Source organism: Candidatus Polarisedimenticolia bacterium (assembly GCA_036001465.1).
Taxonomy (GTDB): Bacteria; Acidobacteriota; Polarisedimenticolia; order Gp22-AA2; family Gp22-AA2; genus Gp22-AA3.
Genome location: DASYUH010000094.1, coordinates 21649 through 40925, shown reverse-complemented (window position 1 = coordinate 40925; position 19277 = coordinate 21649). Strand labels below are relative to the sequence as shown.

Below are 19277 nucleotides of genomic sequence, written 5' to 3'. Positions count from 1 at the left end.
GGAGTGATGGGGAATCGTGTCGACTGTCCGCGCGGACGTCCGGCCGTCCGCCTAGTCTCCTCCGGACCCGGCCTCCTTCGGCACGCTCCACGGCGGTACGACGCCGATGCTCCGGGCATAGGCGATCGACTGCCCCAGGTGCTCGTGGGCGTGACTCAACAGGATCAGGACATAGGCGCGTTTGCTGGCCGGGAAGCCGAACGCCTGGCTCTCCGTGTCGAGGTCCGCCGGCGGGATCGACTTGAGCGCGGCCACGGCGTAGTCGAAGGACTCCCGCAGCCGGGCGATGACCTCATCCTTGGAGGTGACCTCGGCCTCCAGCCTCGGGGACAGGTCGAAAGGCTTCTCCGGAATCGTCACGCCCTTCGGGGGGGCCGCCCCCAGCAGGACAGGGATCACGTCGTTGGCGCCCGCCACGTGCATGTAGACCTCGCTGACCCGGCGTACCTCGTCGGTCGGGCGCCACGAGAACTTGTCCGCCGGCGTCGCTTCGGCCAGGGTGACGAGCTGCTTCCCGACGCGGGTGAGGTTGGCGATCACGTCGCTCGTGAAATCGGACTTCGGCGCGGCCTTCTTCTTCGCCTCCGCCGTGGCCGGCAGCAGGAACGCCGCCGCCAGGGCGAGGCCGACGATCGTGGCAGGCAACGCGAGCTTCGAGCTTCTCATCGGTCCTCCTCGGGCCATGAGGCCTCAGGCGGCCCTGGCCCTTTGGTCGATTCCCTGGCTGGGGGCTGTGATCCTAGCCCCGGTCCGGGCCCGCTGGCAACCGGGTTCTTCAGACGGGGTTCTTCAGGACCGGCCCGCCTCCCGGCAGGGCCGCCTGCAGCACCAGGCCCAGAACCAGGACCAGGCCGCAGCCGATCAGGTTGTACCAGAGGTAGCCGATGTCGGTGGTGAAGAAGAGGGCGATGACCGTCCCTTCGGCCAGAAGCGCCGCCAGGAACACGGCATGGCCCCCCACCCGCTTCACGAGGAAGGCGGTCAGGAAGATCCCCAGGATCGTGCCGTAGAACAGCGATCCCAGGATGTTCACCGCCTCGATCAGGTTCTCGACCATGTAGGCGAACAGGGCGAAGGCGATGACCGCCACGCCCCAGAATGCCGTCAGCACGCGGGAGGCGATCACGTAGTGGCGCTCGCTCTCCCGCGGCCGGATCAGCCTCCGGTAGAGATCGACGGAGCTGGTCGAGCCGAGGGCGTTCAGCTCCGAGGCGATGGACGACATCGCCGCGCTGAAGATGACCGCGATGAGGAGGCCGATCACCCCCCGCGGCAGGTGGTTCAGGATGAAGGTCAGGAAGACGTAGTCGGAGTCCTTCACCTCCATGCGCGGATCCACCGCGACCACGAGCTTCTTGGCCTCCGTCCGGATCGCCTCCGCCTGCGCCTGCAGGGCGCGGACCCGATCCCGGGCGGCGGCGATGGCCTCCTCGTCGTCCCCCCGCAGGGCGGCGGCCAGGTCGTTCACCCCGTCCCGCTTCTCCCGGAAGGCGGCGGAGTAGCGGGTCTCGAGGCGCTGCAGCTCAGGCGCGCGGGCCGACTCCTGGACCGCCCGCACGGCCGACTGCTTGAACAGCATGGGCGGCTCCTCGAACTGGTAGAACAGGAACACCATCACGCCGACGAACAGGATGAAGAACTGCATCGGCACCTTGACGACGGCGTTGAACATCAGTCCGAGCCGGCTCTCGGTCACCGACCTGCCGGTCAGGTAGCGCTGCACCTGCGACTGATCGGTGCCGAAATAGGACAGCGCCAGGAACAGCCCGCCGAGCATTCCGGACCAGAGGGTGTAGCGCGTGCTGAAATCGAACGAGGGATTGATGACTTCGAGCCTCCCCATCTTTCCGGCCAGCGCCAGCGCCTGGGGAAAGGAGATCCGGCCCGTGACCTCCCGGACGATGAGAGCGAAGGCCGTGAACATCCCCGCCCAGATGACCGCCAGCTGGTATTTCTGCGTGAGGCTGACCGCGCGCGTCCCGCCCGAGACGGTGTAGGCCACCGCCAGGATTCCGACGAGGAGGATGGTGAAATCGAGGCTCCAGCCGAGCAGGGTCGACACGATGATCGACGGGGCGTAGATGGTGATCCCGGCGGAAAGCCCCCGCTGGATCAGGAACAGGAAGGCCCCCAGCTGGCGGGTCTTCAGGTCGAACCGCCGCTCCAGGTATTCGTAGGCGGTGTAGACCCGCAGGCGGTAGTACATCGGGATGAACAGCGCCGAGACGATCACCAGCGCGATCGGCAGGCCGAGGTAGTTCTGGACGAACGCCATTCCCTGCTCGTACGCGAGCCCGGGGGTCGAGAGGAAGGTGATGGCGCTGGCCTGGGTCGCCATCACCGACAGGCCGATGGTCCCCCATTTCATCGTGTGATCGCCCCGGAAATACCCTTCCAGGTCGCGGCTGCCGCGCGTCCTCCAGATCCCGTAGCCCGCGATGGCCAGGAGCGTGCCGAACAGCACGACGAAATCGAGCGGGCTCACCGGTAGTGTCGGGTGAAGAGGTAGAACGCCAGGATCAGGAAGCCCAGGAACCCCAGGACCAGGGCGTAGACGCCCGTCCAGGTCCGGAAGAAGGGCGGACGGTCCTCGGTCATCCGGCTTACCGGCCCAGCGAGATCAGGTTGACGAAGATCCGGTACGCCCCCGGCACGCCGGCCGGGATCTGCCGGAACCAGGAGTAGCCGGTGTAGACGACGAAGCCGTCGCCGTACGGCGCGACCAGCAGCCCGCCGTCCCGCGGCGGTTCTCCGGCGTCGTTGCTGGAGAGGATCGCCTGGAAGTGCGGGTCCCATTTGTTGGCGAAATACAGGCCGCGCTCCTGCACCCACCCCTCGAAATCGGCCGGGGTGATCCGATTGGGCTGGTTGAGCACCGGGTGCTTCGAAAGGAGGAAGCGGACCTCGGCGTTCTCCTCGGTGACCCGGTCGCGCGAGATCGTGAGCGGATAGGGCGCGACCGCCTCGACCTTGAGCTCGTGGCCGGTGTTGTACTGAATGATCAGCCTGCCCCCCGCCTTGGCGTAGTCGAACAGGGCCGGCTGGTGGAGCTTGATCCCCTCGACCGTGTTGTAGGCCCGCACTCCGAGGATGACCGCATCGAATCCCCGCAGGCGTTCCGGAACGAGTTCGTCCTCCCGCAGCTCGACCACCGTGTAGCCGATCTGCCGGAGCCCGGCCGGGATCTGATCGCCGGCCCCCTGCACGTAGCCTATCGTCTGCCCCTTTCTCTGCAGATCAAGGCGGACCAGCCGCCCCTCGGCCGGGGGCAGGAGGACCTGGGGCGGTATGTGCGAGTGCTCGATGTGGACGAGCCCGCGGTCGAACCGCTTGCCTCCCGATTCGGCCACGGCCCTCAGGGCCCCCGTGGAAGCGGAGGCCGGGGGGCGGACTTCGAACTTCAGGGTGGCCTCGGCCCCTTTCTCCCCGAGACGGAATTCCCGGGACGGCGGGGAGGCCTGCCAGCCGCCGGGGACCTCCAGGCGCAGCGCCCCTTCGACACCGGCGCGGCCGGCGCGCACCTGGACCGAGACCTCCCGGGATTCGGGGCCCGGGAAGACGAAGACGTGGTCGGGGAGATCGACCGCCACCTCCGGGATCACTTCGAACGGACGGTACAGCTCCCCGCGGACCGGATCGGTCCACTTGTAGACGACCGGCCGCTCCACGGAGAACGGCGACCCGTTCACCTCGAGGCCGAAGACCGCCGTCACGGGCGGCGGGTTTTCCGGAAGACCGATGAGGGCCGGGTCGTCCACCCGGAACAGGCCCGCCCCCCCCTTCTCCCGCAGCCAGTAGGGCTGCGAGTCGGTCACGCCCGCGGGAAGCGTGATCTCCATCTCCTTGCCGAGCCCCTCGCGGCCGCTGAGGCCCTGGTCCAGGGGCTCGTCGGTCCCGGTGCCGGGAAACGCGACCCGCTTCAGCCGCACGCGGTGCGGCGAAGGGTTGGCCGCTTCCAGGTTGAGCTTGATCGTCTCTCCCGGCACCGCCGCGGAGGTCGCGGAGGCCGCCTCGAGATAGACACCCAGGCAGGCGACGATCGCCCGGTCCAGGTCGGCCTGCTTGACGCTCTTCCAGCGGCCGGCCGGCAGGGCGCGAAGCTTCTCGCGCGCTTCGAGGAGCAGGGGCACGCTCAGGGACGGGCTCTCGGGATTGAAAGTCTGGTAGGCCCGATCCAGGATCTCGCCGACCGCGGCTCCTCCCGCGATCCGGCCCCAGGTGGTGTCGATCCCGTCGAACAGGTCGGTGCCGGCCTTCTCTCCGTCCAGGACCTCGAGGTATTCGAGGGACTCCCCACGGGTCCCGCTCGACCCGAACCCCTGGCTCTGGTGCATGCTCCGGCTCCGGGCGGCGAGCTCGGAGAAGGACAGCCCGAGGAGGGGGTTGAACTCTCCCACGTCGAGCTTCAGCAGCCCCTCCTCCTTGAAATCCTCCTTCCGGTCGTAGAACCATGGCGAGGTGTTCCAGAAGATCCGCCTGGGCTTCCAGAGACCGATCGCCTTGACCTGATCCGGAAACCGCTTCGGGTCGCCCGCCGCCGCGAACGCCTCACGGGCGAGAAGGGCGGACGCGGTGTGATGCCCGTGGGTCGGGCGGGCCGTCGAAGGGAACCGGGTGATCACGACGTCGGGCTGGAACAGCCGGAAGACGCGGACCGTGTCGGCGAGGACCTCGTTCCGGTTCCAGATCCGCAGGGTCTCCTCCGGGTTCTTGGAGAAGCCGAAATCGATCGCCCGCGTGAAGAACTGGCGTCCCCCGTCGATCCGCCGGGCCGCCAGGAGCTCCTGGGATCGGATGATCCCGAGCCGCTCGCCGATCTCCGGACCGATCAGGTTCTGGCCGCCGTCCCCCCGGGTCATCGACAGGTACGCCGTGTCGGCCAGCCGTCCCTTGGCCAGGAAGCCGATCAGCTCGTTGTTCTCGTCGTCCGGGTGGGCGCCGACGTAGAGCACGCTGGCCAGGACCCGCAGCTTCTTCAGAGCCAGCTGGATCTCGGCCGCGTCGGGCCGCTGCGGAGCCTGGGCGGAAACAAAGCCCGTTCCGGCCCCTGCAAGGAGGATCGCCATCGCGCACCTCGGGACGTGTCTCACGATTCGAGCACCTCTTGATAGTAGTCCAGGTATTCGCCGACGATTCGATCGGCGGAGAAGAGATCCTGGGCCCTCTGCCGGCCCCTTTCCCCCAGGTCGCGATACCTCTCCGGGGTCTCCACGATCGCGTCCAGCTTGTCCACGAAAGCCCCGACGTCCCCCGCATCCAGCAGGAACCCGGTCTGGCCGTCGACCAGGACCTCCGGCACGCCGCCGGCGCGCGTGGCGAGGACCGGGTGGCCATGGAACATGCTCTCCAGGATGCTCAGGCCGAAGCTCTCGTGCTCCGAGGTGTAGAGGCCCAGGTCGGCGGCGTTCAGGTAGTTCTCGACGTCCGTCACGGCGGTCCTCACGATGACCCGGGACTCGATGCCAAGCTCCGCCAGCCGCATCCGATAGGGCGCGAAGTCGCCCCCCGCCAGGATCAGAAGTCTCAGCCGGTCGCCGTGCCGCGACGAGGCGACGACCCGGAGCAGATCGTCGATCCGCTTCCCGGACCGCAGATTGGACATGTGGATCGCGAGGAACTCGTCCTGGATCCCCAGCTCGTCGCGCACCTGACGGCGCGTGCGCGCCGGGGGGACGGGGGCGAAGAAATTGTGGATGACGCGAATCTCCCGGGTGACGCCGAAGGTGCGCTTCGTTTCGTCCCGGAGGAACCGGGAGACGGCGGTGACGCCCGAGGACTTCTCGATGGCGTGCCGAATCACCGGCTGAAAATTCGGGTCCTTGCCGATGAGCGTCGTGTCGGTGCCGTGCAGCGTCGTGATCAGCCTCGGCCGGTCGCGTCCCAGCATGTCGCGGGCCAGGCAGGCGGCGACGGCGTGCGGCACGGCGTAGTGGGCGTGCAGGAGGTCGAGATCGTAGCGCCGGCTGACCTCCGCCAGCTTGACGGAGAGAGGCAGGGTGTAATCGGGATACTTGAACAGGTCGTACTCGTTGACCCCGACCGGGTGGAAGAAGACATTGGCCAGCGAGGCGTCGAGCCGGAACGGCCTTTCGTAGCTGACGAAGTGCACCTGGTGGCCGCGGCGGGCCAGCTGCTCTCCCAGCTGCGAGGCCAGGATGCCGCTGCCCCCCACCGACGGATAGCAGATCATCGCGATGTTCAATGGGCGGTCCACGGGTAGTCGACCAGCGATTCGTGGGAGTTCTCGATGGCATCGCGCTCCACGAACTCGATCTCCGGCGTCTCGGAGCGGTTCAGGTACTGCATCTCGCTCGCTCCGGCGACATAGTGGGTGCAACGGACGACCGACTGCATCCAGCGGAGCCGCGTGTCGCGCGCCGGGCTGATGCTCGCCTTCCGGGGCTCGCTCCAGGGAAGCTCCAGGTACTCGTCGCCGCCGCGGTGGAGGGTGAGGCGCCCCGCCTGGCAGCGGGCCCGGACCAGCTCCCCCTCGTAGTCGACATCGACGTAGAAATCGGCCACCTCGATCGCCTTCACCCGCACGAAGGGATCGCCCGAGCGGACGACGTCCACGCCGTCGAGGAGCTTGAGCCCCCGATACATGCCGAGGCAGAAATCGGCCACCGTGTCCGCCCGGACGGCGAGGAAGATCCCCACCACGGCGGGCGGGACGAAGCACGGAAGGACGCGGGCCGTCTTCTCCTGCCAGTCCCCCTGGATCCTCTTGGCGTACAGCGGCGAGTACTTCTTCTGGAGCTTTCCCACGTGATCGAAATTGAGCCGCTTCAGATCGCCCGTCTTCAGGTCCCGCAGCGGGGTCGTGGTTTCGCGATAGTCGTGGTCGCTGTCATGGCAGAAATAGACGATCCGCCCTCCGATCCGCTGCTGCAACCGGCGGGCGGTCAGGAGCTTCGCGTGGAAGAACCGCTTCGGGAAAAACCCGCAGGGCTGCTGGCCGAAACAGATGACCGGGTCGCTCATGAAACTCGGACAGGCTCCTGGGAGGCTCGCCGCGGCCGCCGGGTCCGCGAGCCACCCGCCCTGCCCCCTCTCGAGATGAGAAGCCGGAAGGGTATCATCCCTCTTCCCGCCTGACTACCCGGGCGCGCCACCCGGGCGCGCCGCCCGCCGGCGAGGAATCGAGGGCCGTTTCAGCCCCGCAGGGTCTTCTTGATCTCCCCGACCAGGTAGAGGGAGCCGCTGATGACGACGAGCCCGTCCGGGCCGGCGGCGTCGCGGGCGAGGCCCAGGGCCTCGCCGACGGAATCCGCCCGGGCCACGTCCGGGTGGCGGTCCAGGGCGAGGCGGCCCAGGGCTTCGGGCGTCTCTCCGCGGGGGACGGGCACGCGCGTGACGATCACCTTGCGCGCCAGCGGGCAGAGGAGATCGAGCATGCTGCCTGCCGGCTTGTCCTTCATCGACGCGAAAAGAAGGACGGTGCTCCTGTGGCGCTGGTGGTCCTTCAGGTAGGCGGCGAGCGCGGCGCAGCCGGCGGGATTGTGGGCGCCGTCGAGCAGGAGCTCGGGGCGGCCGGAGACGATCTCGAGGCGGCCGGGCCAGACGGCCAGGCGGAGGCCCTCGGCGATCGAGCGCCCATCGATGCCTCGGACCCCTCCGGCCGCGAGCCGTTCGGCGAGGAGGACGGCGACGACGGCGTTCTCCACCTGGTGCGCGCCGCGCAGGGACAGGGCGAGATCGGGGTAGTGGCCCCCCGAAGGGGTCGTGAGCGAGAAGACCGGCGGATCGGGGCAGGGTCCGGATCCGCCACCGCCCTCCTCCGCCCGCGACCCGGCCGGCTTGGTCTCGCAGGCGGAGGCCAGCGTGAGGGGCGCCCCGAGGCGGGCCGCCTCGCCGCGGATGACCTCGAGGGCCGGCTGCTGCTGCTCCGACACGACGGCCGGGACGCCGGGTTTCAGGATACCGGCCTTCTGGTAGGCGATTTCGGAGAGGGTGTCTCCGAGCCATTGCATGTGATCCATGGCGACGCGCGTGATGGCGCAGGCCAGCGGCCGCACGACGTTGGTCGCATCGAACCGGCCACCCATGCCGACCTCGAGGACCGCGATCGGCACCTTGCGCCGGCTGAAGTGGAGACATGCCAGGGCGGTCGTCGCTTCGAAGTAGGTCGGCGGATCGGCCACCAGGAGGGGCACGGCGGCAATCGCGGCGCGCACCTCCGGGACGAGCGCCGCCACCTCCTCGTCGGCAATCGGCCTGTCCTCGGCCACGATGCGCTCGGCGAAGCGGACCAGGTGGGGAGAGGTGTAGACGCCGGGCGCGAGCCCGGACTGGCGCAGGATCGACGCCAGGCAGGCGGCGACCGAGCCCTTGCCGTTCGTGCCCGCGATCAGGACGGAGGGGAAGTCGTCCTGGGGGCGGCCGAGGCGGTCCAGGAGGGCGGTGATCCGGTCCAGGCCCGGCCGGATGCCGAGCACCTCCAGGGACTCGAGATAGGCGAGCGCCTCCTCAAGGGTCATGGCGGGGAAGGATACGCCAGGAGCCTGCCCGAGTATCGGGCCGGCTCACAGGCCGCGGGAGATTTCCTCGAGCGTGCGGCCGCGGGTCTCTTCGCCGAGCGCGACGACGCCGATCGAGCCCATGACCAGGACGGCGGCGAACATCACGAACACCGCGGTGAAGCCGCCGCCCCACGTCCCCATCAGCTTGCCGACGACGAGCGGCGCCACGACGCCGCCGATCCGGCCGAAGGCGGCGGCGGACCCGGTCCCCGTGCCGCGGAGCCAGGTCGGGTAGAGCTCGGGGGTGTACCCGTAGGTCACGCCCCAGGCCCCCAGGTTGAAGAACGACACCAGGGATCCCCAGAGGACGAGGTCGTTCGGAGATTGCGCGCCGCCGAAGGCATACGAAGAGAGGGCGCACAGCAGCATGAAAGGGACCAGGGTCGCCTTGCGGCCGACCTTCTCGACGAGAAACGCGGCGGCAAAGTATCCGGGAATCTGCGCCAGCGTGATGATCAGGGTGAACTGGAACGACTGGACCAGAGGAAACCCCCTGCCGGCGATGAGGGTCGGCAGCCAGGTGAAGATGCCGTAGTAGGAGTACGCCATCGCGAACCAGAGGATCCAGAGCATGGCGGTGCGGCGGGCGACCCCGGGGCCGAACAGATCGCGCAGGCGCGCCCGGCGTCCGGACCCCATGGCGCCGTCCTCGACGAGCGGCGCGCCGGGCTCGATGCCGCTCTGCCGCTCGATGGAGCGCAGGGTCGACTCGGCCTCGGAGATCCGGCCGTGCGCCGCCAGATAGCGCGGCGATTCGGGCAGGGAGCGCCGCAGGACGAACACGTACAGGGCCGGCAGCGCCCCGATCAGGAAGGCGGTGCGCCACGGAAAGCCGCGACCCGCCGCCTCCGCCTGCCGCGCCAGGAGCTCGGCGATGATCGCGGCCGCCGCCCAGCCGAACGCCCAGAACGACTCGAGGAGGACGACCAGCCGGCCGCGGTGGCGGGCCGGGGCGAACTCGCTGACCAGGGCGGCGGCCACCGGCAGCTCCCCTCCCAGGCCGAACCCGACCAGGAAGCGCAGGAGCAGGAGCGATCCGAACCCCTTCGCCAGGGCGCACAGGCCGGTGGCGACGCTGAAGATGATCAGGGTCGTCTGGAAGACCGCCTTGCGGCCGAAGCGGTCGGCGAGCGAGCCGGCGACCGCCCCGCCGAGGAACATGCCGGCCAGGCCGGCGCTGGAGAGGGCGGCGATCTGATCCGGTGTCAGGTGCCACTCGGTCTTCAGGCGCGCCAGGACGAACGACATCAATCCGCCGTCCATCGAATCGAACAGCCAGCCCAGCCCGCTCAGGAGCAGCAGACGGTAGTGGAAGCCTGCCAGGGGGAGGCGGTCCAGCCGGTCGGCGACCCGCATCCGAACGCGCCTAGGTGATGTCGGGGGAGGGGGTCGTGATCTTGCTTCGGGCGGCGAAGGGAGAGGGGAACGGCAGCGGCTCGCGCGCCTTTCCCGTCCGGGAGAAGGCGGCCCCCCCCTGGCCGGTCGAGGCCGCGTCGCTGCCGACGCCGGAGCCGGTCGAACGCTCGGCGGACGACTCGGCCGACGGGCTCGTGGCGGCGAGGGCCTCGGTGTTGTACAGGAATTTCAGGCAGCGGACGAGCACGTCGCGCATCTCGCGGCGCTCGACGATGAAATCGAGCATGCCGTGCTCGACCAGGAACTCGGACCTCTGGAACTCGTCGGGGAGCTTCTCGCGGATGGTCTGCTCGATCACCCGGGGTCCGGCGAAGCCGATGAGAGCCTTCGGCTCGGCGAGGTTCAAGTCCCCCAGCATGGCGAACGAGGCGGTCACCCCGCCGGTCGTGGGATCGGTGAGCACCGAGATGAAAGGGACGCCGGCCGCGTGCAGTCTTGCCAGGGCGGCGCAGATTTTGGCCATCTGCATGAGGGAGAGGACCCCCTCCTGCATGCGCGCCCCTCCGGAGCAGCAGATGATCACGAGGGGGATGCGCTCGTCCAGGGCGCGCTCGATCGCCCGCGTGACCTTCTCGCCGACCGCCGAGCCCATCGATCCACCCATGAAGCCGTACTCCATGACCGCCATCATGACCGGGACGCCGCCCATGGTCCCCCGGGCATTGATGATGGCGTCGTTGAGGCCGGTCTTCTCGCGGTACTCCCGCAGCCTGTCCCGGTACGGCTTGATGTCCCGGAATTTCAGCGGATCGACCGAATAGATGTCGGTGTCGACCTCCTGGTACCGTCCGTCGTCGAACAGGGCGGTCAGGCGCTCGCGGGCCGAGATTCGGAAGTGGTATTTGCACTTGGGGCAGACGTTGGCGTTTCTGAGGACTTCCTTCTTATAGATGATTTCCTTGCAGCCGCTGCACTTGACCCAAAGCCCCTCGGGGACCTGGATCCGCTTGTGTTCGACCGGCTGCTTGGGCTTGCGTATCTTCTTGAACCACGCTATTTCCATCCGATCCTCTTTCCTCGAAGGGGCGGGTCAGGGCCCTAAGTGCGGCAGATCATAGCCCTACCCGATCCGCCTGGTCAAGAACCGCGTTCCACTGAACAGGCGCCCGACATGTCGACCCGATCTCTGACGTGGGCTGGACACACAACGTAACCTATTGAATCAAATACATATACATCGTAGAAGATGCCTCGGTCTGTCGACTTTCCGGCCGAGGCGTGTCTGGAATCTGCTCAGGCGGCCGGGGGTGCAGAGTCCCAGGCAACCGGGCGGATCGGCCCCGCATGAGGCGGGTCATCGACCGTCTAACATCATGTATTTGCGATCTTTAATCGCGTCCCCGGCCCCGACCGATTCCCTCCGTCCACCCCATGGCACATCGGTTGCTCTAGTACGGGCGAACGGTCGTGCAGGCCAAACCACCCGCGAGGGTGGGACGGAAAGCCGCGGGTCTCTCAGAGACAGCCGGGTTGCCGACGGGAAGCACCTCATGGTCCCGTCGAAAACCAGGAGGTCGTATGAAGCGAGAGACTCTGTTCTTGTCCGCCGGCAGGAAAGGGCACTTCCGCGGCGTCACCCTCTCGCTCGCCGTCCTCCTGTTGGTCGCATTCGGTTTCGCTCCCGCCCAGGCGGCGCGGGGCGGCAAGGCCGGCATCGCCCCCGATCTGGCCGAGCAGATCAAGAACGGCTCCCCGACCTCCAGCACGCGCCTGATCGTCTCCCTGAAGGGGGCCGATGTGGCCTACGTCACCAAGCGCATCCAGGAGCTCGGGGGCACGCCTCAGAGGCATTACCGGAACATCGATGAGATGGTCGCCGACATGCCCCTCGAGGCGATCGGTGCATTGGCCGAAGTCGAGGGGTTGGAGTACATCTCTCCGGACAGGGAGGTCTCGAGCGTCGTCAGTCACCTGGAGAAGACGACGGGGGCCGACCTGGCCTTCAAGATTCTCGTCTCGGTGGATGGGCTGCCCCAGGGTCTGGACGGCACGGGAGTCACCGTGGCGGTCCTCGACTCCGGGATCGAGGCCGACCACTTCGATCTGCGCGACGAGTCGAAGGGGAAGCGGCGCGTCGTCTTCTCGTGGGACTTCACCGGCCGCGGAGGCCTGGACGACCCATTCGGCCACGGGACGCACGTCGCCGGGGCGATCGGGGGGGACGGCAGCTCCTACTTTTTCGCCGGCCGGGACTTCGCCGGGATGGCGCCGGGCGCCAACTTGATCAATTTCAAGGTGCTCGATGAGAAGGGCCGGGGATACGTCAGCAGCGTGGTCGCGGCGATCGATCAGGCGATCTCGATCCGCACCCTGTACAACATCAGGGTCCTCAACCTGTCGCTGGCGGCGCCGCCGATCGACTCCTACGTCAACGATCCCCTCTGCCAGGCGGTGGCGCGGGCGACGAAGGCCGGGATGGTCGTCGTCGCGGCGGCCGGCAACTTCGGTAAGGACCAGATCGGCAACAAGGTCTATGGCGGCATCACGTCCCCCGGCATCTCCCCCGCGGCGATCACCGTCGGCGCCACCAACTCCTTCGGCACGGATGTCCGGTCGGACGACACCATCGCGCCCTACTCCTCGCGCGGCCCGACGATGTCGCACTCGGTCGACCCGCTGACCGGGGCGGTCGCCTACGACTTTCTCGCGAAGCCCGACCTGGTCGCCCCGGGGTGCCGCCTCGTGTCCCTGGAGCGCTATCAGAACTACCTCGTCAGCACCTATCCGGTCCTGCACGTCGACACCGGAGGCGCCAGCAACAAGGCCCGCTACATGACCCTGAGCGGCTCGTCGATGTCGACCGGCGTGGTCTCGGGCGCCGTCGCCCTGATGCTGCAGGCCAACCCGGGGCTGACGCCCAACATGGTCAAGGCGATCCTGATGTACTCCGCCCAGATCATGAACGGTCCGGATCTCTTCGAGCAGGGCGCCGGGATGCTGAACGTCGACGGCGCGGTGCGATTGGCGCGATCGATCAGCAAGTATGCGTACGCGCTCCCTGTCGGCCAGAGCCTGAGCGTCTCCGGATTCCCGAGCGCTGAGACGACCATCGCCGGCGAGACCTTCGCCTGGAGCCAGGGGCTCATCTGGGGCTTCGGCGGCCTGCGTGGCGAGACGATGTTCACCACGCAGCAGGGTGCCTATGCCCAGTCGCTCATCTGGGGGACGCCGAGCCGCCTCGACGCGTGGGGCATGGGCGTCACGTACTACGACGGCCTGTTCGCCAGCGACTACGTGGTGTTCGGCGGGAATGGACAGTGGAACTACGTCACCTGGGGCTCGGGCACCCCTACGGCCAGCGGGCTCATCTGGACCGAGAGGCTGTACGCCTCGGGCCTCATCTGGGGCGACCGGGTGATCTCGAACGACTTCTTCGACATCAGCTCGACCAGCCTCATCTGGGGTGTCAAAGGGTACGGCGGATACGACAGCGGTCTCATCTGGGGCATCAGGGACGCCGGTCTCATCTGGGGGCTCACCAGTGACCGGTAACCCGATGGTCCCCAGGAGAGATGACATGAAGGGCAACCTGTACATCGGTGCAGTGGCTGCGGTCGGAACGGCGATTCTGGCGGGCAGCGTGCGCAACATCCTCGAGGCCGGCTTCGGCGCCCAGGACCTGGCGTGGCTCGGAATCGCCATCCTGACCGTCCTGGTCGGAAGGTTGTCGGTGAAGCTGCCGCTGCCGTCCTGCCGGGTGTCGTTCTCGGATGCCTTTGTCTTCCTTTCTGTCATGGTGTTCGGCGGCGACTACGCGACCTTGACCGCCGCCCTGGACGGCTTCGCTTCGTCCAGCCGGACGAAGGGCTCCTGGCACAAGAGGCTCTTCAACACGGCCGGCATGGCGATCTCGGTCAATCTCTCCGCGCGCGTGTTCACGCGGCTGCTTCCCGAGGGCGGCGTCTGGGGCTCGCGGTTCTCGGCCGAGGACCTCCTGGTGCCGGTCGCGGCGATGGCGTTCGCGCAGTATGTGCTCAACACCGCCCTGGTCTCCGGTGTCGTCGCCCTGAAGGAGCACGCGTCCCTCCTGGTCATCTGGCAGGACTCGTCCCCCTGGGCCGGCACCGCCTACCTCGCCGGCTCGATGGCGGCGGCGATCGTCTTCCTGGTCGTCCGTGAGCTGGGCGTGGTCTCGGCGTTCGCGATTCTGCCCTTCCCCGGAATTCTCTATCTTACGTACCGTGCCTGCCTCGATCGGCTGGTGCGGGCGAAAGGAGGCATGACCCCGTAGGCGAAAGGTTCATGAGCTGACTCGCAGGCGAACCCTGCGACCGGCCGGTCCCGTCGCGACAGAGGGACCGGCCCTTTTCTTTGCTCGGAATCTGCACAACATGGCCTCTGGATGCCCTGTTCTGGACAGCCGGCCGAAGCGTCAACCACTGCACCTGCCGCACTTGCGACGCCGCCGGCGTTCCGCCGGAAAAACGTGTTCAGTTCCCGGGCAGGCACATGCCCAAGGCGGCGTCAGCTGGCCGGCAGCCCTGGCGAAACGTCCGCAGCAGCGCGCCCCAAGAGGCGCGTCTTCAATCAGTTGCGCGGCCGGCCCGAAAGCGTGATTCGGTGCGTGACGTGATGGCACGCGCGTTGCGATTACAGGGAACGCCGGAGCTCTGTCCGGCATACTCAAGGAGAGCATGAGAACCAGCGGACCGGGAGGACGTCTCTACCTGATGGCGGTCGCGGCGGCGGGAGCCGCCCTTCTGGGGACCACGGCGGCCGCCGTGTCCCTGCTCCTGATCGGCTCGATCGGGATCGTGTCGTGCACCGTCATTCCGCCCATCGTGGCGCTCGCGGTCCTGGTCTACCGCGCCTACAAGCGCAACGCCTCCGCGACGCTCAGGCGGCTGGACGATCTGATGCAGGTCCACCTGTCGACCATCGAGGCCCTGGCCATGGCCATCGACGCTAAGGACCCGCATGCGCAGGGACGCACCCGCCGCGTGCAGGCCTACGCGATGGAGCTGGCGCGCCTCATGAAGGTCCCGCGCCTGGAGTTCGAGGCCGTCCGCGCCGCGGCCCTTTTGCACGACATCGGCAAGCTGGCGATCCCGGACCACCTGCTGCACAAGCCGGGGAAGCTCACCGACATGGAGTTCCAGAAGGTCAAGGCGCACCCCGCGGTGGCCGCCGACATCCTGGCGCACGTCAACTTTCCCTACCCGGTCGTCCCCGCGGTCCGGCACCACCACGAGCGCTGGGACGGCTCCGGATACCCGGACGGGCTGAAGGGGGAGGCGATTCCCCTGGCCGCCCGCGTTCTGGCGGTGGCCGACGCCTTCGAGGCGCTGACCTCCGATCGCGCCTACCGCGGGCGCAAATCGCCGGAGGAGGCCTGCGCCCTGATCGAGGCCTGGTCGGGGATGCAATTCGACCCGGCGGTGGTGACGACGCTCCGGCGGAACCTGGGACGGCTCATCGTGTCGCCGTACCGCGCGTCCCAGGGGGCCACCGGCCCGGCCGTCCCGGGCGACGCCGCGTCCGGACCGCTCGAGGCCGCCGACATCCTGGGGCTGTGGAGCGGCGTGCCGGCCGGCTCGCAGAGCGACCCCGGGGGGTTCGGGGAAAGCCTGCACCGCGGGATCGGCGCCGAGAGAATCGACGACGTCTACGCCGGTCCTGCCGGCGCCGTGCCAGCCGGTCCGGGCGGCGACCGGGAAGGGCCGTCATCGCCGGGCATTCCCGGTCCGCTCGATGCCCTGCAGCAAGGTGTGGCCCAATCGAACATCTGGCTGGAGCGGGACGAGAGCGGGGCGATCGTCGGGCGGCAGACCGCCGTCCTGAGCACGATCTCCTCGGCGCACCGCGAGGTCTATTCGCTGTATGAGATCGCCCAGTCGCTCGGCTCGTCGCTCCGCCTGCCGGAGGTGCTGGACCTCGTCGCCGGCAAGATCGGCCAGCTGGTGCCGTTCCGATCGTGCGTGATCTACCTCCTGGAGGATCACAGCGACAGCCTGTCGGCGCGCTTCGTCTCGGGGGCGAACGTCGAGAACCTGCGCGGGCGGGCGCTCAGGGTGGGTGAGGGGATCACCGGCTGGGCGGCGCTGCAGAAGAGCAACCGCTTCTCGCAAAGCGTCGATCTCGACCTCGCCGGGGCCGGCCTCGATCTCTCGGAATACTCGACCGCCGCGGCCTTCCCCCTGATCCACGACGGGCAGGTCCTGGGCGTGATCACGCTCTACTTCCCCAAAGGGGTGACGTGCCTGGACGATCACATCCGCATGATGGACATCATCGTCCGCCTGGCCGCGGCCGCGGTGCGCAACGGCACCCTGTTCGCCGAGACCCAGGAGTCCGCCCTCACCGACGGCCTGACCAACCTGCCGAATTCACGCTACCTGCGGCAGGTGTTCGAGCAGGAGAAAGTCCGCTCTCAGCAGGCGGGCCAGCCGATGGCGTTCCTCGAGGCCGACCTCGACAACTTCAAGGTGATCAACGACCGTTTCGGGCACCACGTCGGAGATCGGTACCTCTCCGAGATCAGTCGCGTGCTGAAAAGCCACCTGCGCGAGCGCGACATCCTGGTCCGCCTGTCGGGGGACGAGTTCGCCGCCCTGCTTCCCATGACCGGGTTCGCCCAGGCCGCCCTGCTGGCCGAGCGGCTGCAGCAGGCGGTGGACCTGTTCAGGCTCCGCCTGGAGGAAGGGAACGTGGCGCGCTCCGGCCTGTCGATCGGCATCGCGCTCTTCCCGCAGGACGGCGAGGGGTTCGAGGATCTCCTGGTCCGCGCCGACCACAACATGTACCAGAACAAGGCGGCGCGGAAGAACGCCCGTCTCGAAATGAATCCGAACGTCCTGCCGTTCCCGATCAGGAGACCGTCGGGAACCTGATCCCGCTCCCGTCCCACCCGTGCTAATCTCCCGCGCTTCGGTGTCGCATCGCCAGGGAGGCACGCATGCCCGGACGGCCAGCCCGCGGAAGTTCATGGGTCCGTAGTCTCTTCGCAATCCTCCTCGCCGTCGCCGGCGTGATGGCGGTCGTGTGCGCCGCACCCGGCCCCAAGCGTAGCGCCGTCCTGTTCATCGGCGACGGGATGGGGCCGGCCTACGTGACCGTCACGCGCGTGGCGCGCGGTGGATCGGGAGGCCGGCTGCGCATGGACGCGCTCCCGTACACCGCCCTGTCCCGCACGCACTCGTCCGACAGCCCGGTCACCGACTCGGCCGCCGCGGCGAGCGCCATGGCGTGCGGCCAGAAGACCGCCAACGGAATCCTGTGCGAGGACGCTTCGGCCGTCTACGGCAAGACCGACGGCAGGAAGCTCGAGTCGATAGCCGTCTGGGCGAAGAAACGCGGCCTGCGAGTCGGGCTGGTCACGACCACGACCATCACCCACGCCACTCCGGCGGCGTTCTATGCCCAGGAGAAGGACCGCGAGAACGAGGCGGGGATCGCGCGGCAGACGGCCGGCTGCGGCTTCGACCTCCTGCTGGGGGGCGGGCGGAAGTATTTCCCGGACGATGTCAGGGCGGAGGCGCAGGCGGCCGGCTTCACCATCGTCGAGACGGCCGAGGCCATGCGGGGCATGGGCGGCCTCGATCGCCGCATCCTCGGCCTGTTCGCCGACGGCTACCTCCCGTACCAGCCTGAGATCGAAGCGGCCAGGGCGCGCCCGGCCGGGGAGGCCGCCGGGGAGCCGGGTGCCGCTGGCGCCGTCGGCGGCGGAGGCGGGGAGCCGGTCGGCGATCCCGCGGCGGGCACCGCGCCGACGCTCGTCGAGATGACGCGCTTCGCGATCGACGCGCTGCGCAGGACCGGGCAGCCGTTCTTCCTGATGGTCGAGGGGGGACGGATCGACCACGCCGGCCATGCCAACTGGGCGCGCACCCTGGTCGACGAAACCGCCGCCTTCGACGAGGCGATCGGTTACGCGGTCGACACCCTCGATCCGAAATCGACGCTCGTTCTCGTGACCGCCGACCACGAGACCGGCGGCCTGGCGTTGAACGGCTATCCCGACGAGAAGGACGGCATCTGGTCCACCTATGGCGATCCCTCGGGCGGGAAGGAGGACGAGCCTTACCCGGTGGTCACCTTCTCGAGCGGACCCGGGACGAAGAAGCAGACACACTGGCCCCCCCATGGGGCGGACGACCCGCGCCCTTCCGGACTCCCCCTCGGCAGCGCCGCGCACACGGGTGTCGACGTCCCCCTCTACGCCTGGGGGGCCGGCGCCGATCGCGTCCACGGCACCGTCGAGAACACCACGATCTACACCATCCTCCGGGAGCACCTGGAGGGGAAGCCTCCCGGCCGGTAGACCGGCCCCGTCCCTTGACACGCCTGCCGCCGGGATGATATTTAGACATCCGTCTAACTAAGAATTCCGGACCCCATGACCTCGAACCGGATCTTCAAGGCACTGGCCGACCCGACGCGAAGGGAAATCCTGAGGCTCCTGGGGCGCGGCGAGATGAGCGCCGGGCGGATCGCCGAACGGTTCGACATGACCAAGCCTTCGATGTCGCACCATTTCGCGGTCCTCAAGGAGGCGGATCTCATCACCTCGAGGCGCGAGGGGCAGCAGATCTTCTACGCCCTGGACGCGACCGTGGTTCAGGAGGCGCTGTCGTGGCTCTGGGATCTGTTCGGGGACGGTAAGAAAAGGAGGACGCCATGACCCGTGTCTATTACGTCGTGTCGGCGGCCCTGGTGGCGGCGGCCCTGGGAGCATCGCTGGTCTTCTATCCGCAGCTGCCGGAGACGATCCCGATGCACTGGGACCTGAACGGACAGGTCGACGGTTACGGACCCAAGGCCGTGGCGCTTTTCCTGATGCCGGCGCTCATGGTCGGGATGATCGGGCTGTTCCGGATCCTGCAATGGCTGTCGCCACGGCACTTCGAGGTGGACTCGTTCCGGGCCACCTACCTGTACATCATGGTCCTGGTCGTCGCGTTTTTCGCGTACGTCCACGGGGCGATCGTCTGGTCCGCGCGATCCGACGCCGCCGACCCCGTCCGGATCCTGTTCGGCGGGATCTTCCTGCTCCTCGCGTTCCTCGGCAACGTCCTGGGAAGGGTACGCCGGAATTTCTGGATCGGTGTCCGGACGCCCTGGACCCTGGCCAGCGAGCGCGTGTGGAACGACACGCACCGGCTGGCCGCCCGCCTGTTCTTCGCCGTGGGGCTCCTGGGGGCCGTCGCCGTCTTTCTCGGCGTGCCGTTCGTCGCCGCCCTGGTCGTCTTCTCGACGGGCATCCTGGTGCCGGTGGTCTACTCGCTCGTCCTGTACAAGAGGCTGGCCGGCCGTGGAGAGATCTGATCGGGGGACGCTCACCGAAGCGCGGCCCTCGGGCCGGGAACCCGGCGGCGCCATTCTGCGTATGCTTCAGAGACGCTG

At 68.3% G+C, this 19277-nt stretch carries 13 protein-coding genes, 1 pseudogene and 1 riboswitch; of the genes and pseudogenes, 6 read left to right on the top strand and 8 right to left on the bottom strand.

Annotated elements, in window-relative coordinates:
• Positions 1-51: 51 nt before the first annotated feature.
• The 8 genes and pseudogenes from VGV60_16835 to accD form a co-directional block, all read right to left on the bottom strand.
• Positions 52-666 carry a DinB family protein gene (locus VGV60_16835; protein HEV8702938.1) on the bottom strand — a complete coding sequence of 205 codons (615 nt, stop codon included), beginning with the start codon at positions 664-666 and terminating at the stop codon, positions 52-54.
• Between the two features lie 109 nt (positions 667-775).
• A complete protein-coding gene (locus VGV60_16830; GenBank protein HEV8702937.1) occupies positions 776-2485 on the bottom strand; it encodes a sodium:solute symporter in 1710 nt (569 codons plus the stop codon).
• A gap of 118 nt (positions 2486-2603) precedes the next feature.
• On the bottom strand, positions 2604-5066 hold the full coding sequence (locus VGV60_16825; protein ID HEV8702936.1) for a PIG-L family deacetylase: 2463 nt from the start codon (positions 5064-5066) through the stop codon (positions 2604-2606).
• Between the two features lie 20 nt (positions 5067-5086).
• Complete coding sequence (gene bshA, locus VGV60_16820; GenBank protein HEV8702935.1) at positions 5087-6214, bottom strand: N-acetyl-alpha-D-glucosaminyl L-malate synthase BshA; 1128 nt, start codon at positions 6212-6214, stop codon at positions 5087-5089.
• Complete coding sequence (locus VGV60_16815; GenBank protein HEV8702934.1) at positions 6199-6981, bottom strand: hypothetical protein; 783 nt, start codon at positions 6979-6981, stop codon at positions 6199-6201. Before VGV60_16815 ends, bshA begins: the two co-directional genes overlap by 16 nt.
• A gap of 170 nt (positions 6982-7151) precedes the next feature.
• Positions 7152-8477, bottom strand: a complete 1326-nt coding sequence (locus tag VGV60_16810) for a folylpolyglutamate synthase/dihydrofolate synthase family protein (protein ID HEV8702933.1) — start codon at positions 8475-8477, stop codon at positions 7152-7154.
• A gap of 45 nt (positions 8478-8522) precedes the next feature.
• On the bottom strand, positions 8523-9875 hold the full coding sequence (locus VGV60_16805) for an MFS transporter (GenBank protein ID HEV8702932.1): 1353 nt from the start codon (positions 9873-9875) through the stop codon (positions 8523-8525).
• 217 nt (positions 9876-10092) lie between these two features.
• Positions 10093-10938, bottom strand: a pseudogene (gene accD / locus VGV60_16800) (acetyl-CoA carboxylase, carboxyltransferase subunit beta).
• A 400-nt stretch (positions 10939-11338) separates the two neighbouring features.
• Positions 11339-11413: riboswitch (cyclic di-GMP riboswitch) on the top strand.
• 40 nt (positions 11414-11453) lie between these two features.
• Between accD and VGV60_16795 the strand changes: the two are divergent.
• The 6 genes from VGV60_16795 to VGV60_16770 all read left to right on the top strand — a co-directional run bounded on the left by VGV60_16795 (position 11454) and on the right by VGV60_16770 (position 19199).
• A complete protein-coding gene (locus VGV60_16795; GenBank protein ID HEV8702931.1) occupies positions 11454-13427 on the top strand; it encodes a S8 family peptidase in 1974 nt (657 codons plus the stop codon).
• 25 nt (positions 13428-13452) lie between these two features.
• Complete coding sequence (locus VGV60_16790) at positions 13453-14166, top strand: hypothetical protein (protein ID HEV8702930.1); 714 nt, start codon at positions 13453-13455, stop codon at positions 14164-14166.
• Positions 14167-14569: 403 nt separating this feature from the next.
• On the top strand, positions 14570-16765 hold the full coding sequence (locus tag VGV60_16785; GenBank protein HEV8702929.1) for an HD domain-containing phosphohydrolase: 2196 nt from the start codon (positions 14570-14572) through the stop codon (positions 16763-16765).
• A gap of 65 nt (positions 16766-16830) precedes the next feature.
• Positions 16831-18195, top strand: coding sequence for an alkaline phosphatase (locus tag VGV60_16780; GenBank protein ID HEV8702928.1), 1365 nt, complete (start codon positions 16831-16833; stop codon positions 18193-18195).
• Between the two features lie 75 nt (positions 18196-18270).
• Positions 18271-18555, top strand: coding sequence for an autorepressor SdpR family transcription factor (locus VGV60_16775; protein ID HEV8702927.1), 285 nt, complete (start codon positions 18271-18273; stop codon positions 18553-18555).
• Positions 18552-19199: a DUF1648 domain-containing protein gene (locus tag VGV60_16770; protein HEV8702926.1), complete on the top strand. Its 648-nt coding sequence runs from the start codon at positions 18552-18554 to the stop codon at positions 19197-19199. Before VGV60_16775 ends, VGV60_16770 begins: the two co-directional genes overlap by 4 nt.
• The last annotated feature ends 78 nt before the right edge of the window (positions 19200-19277 follow it).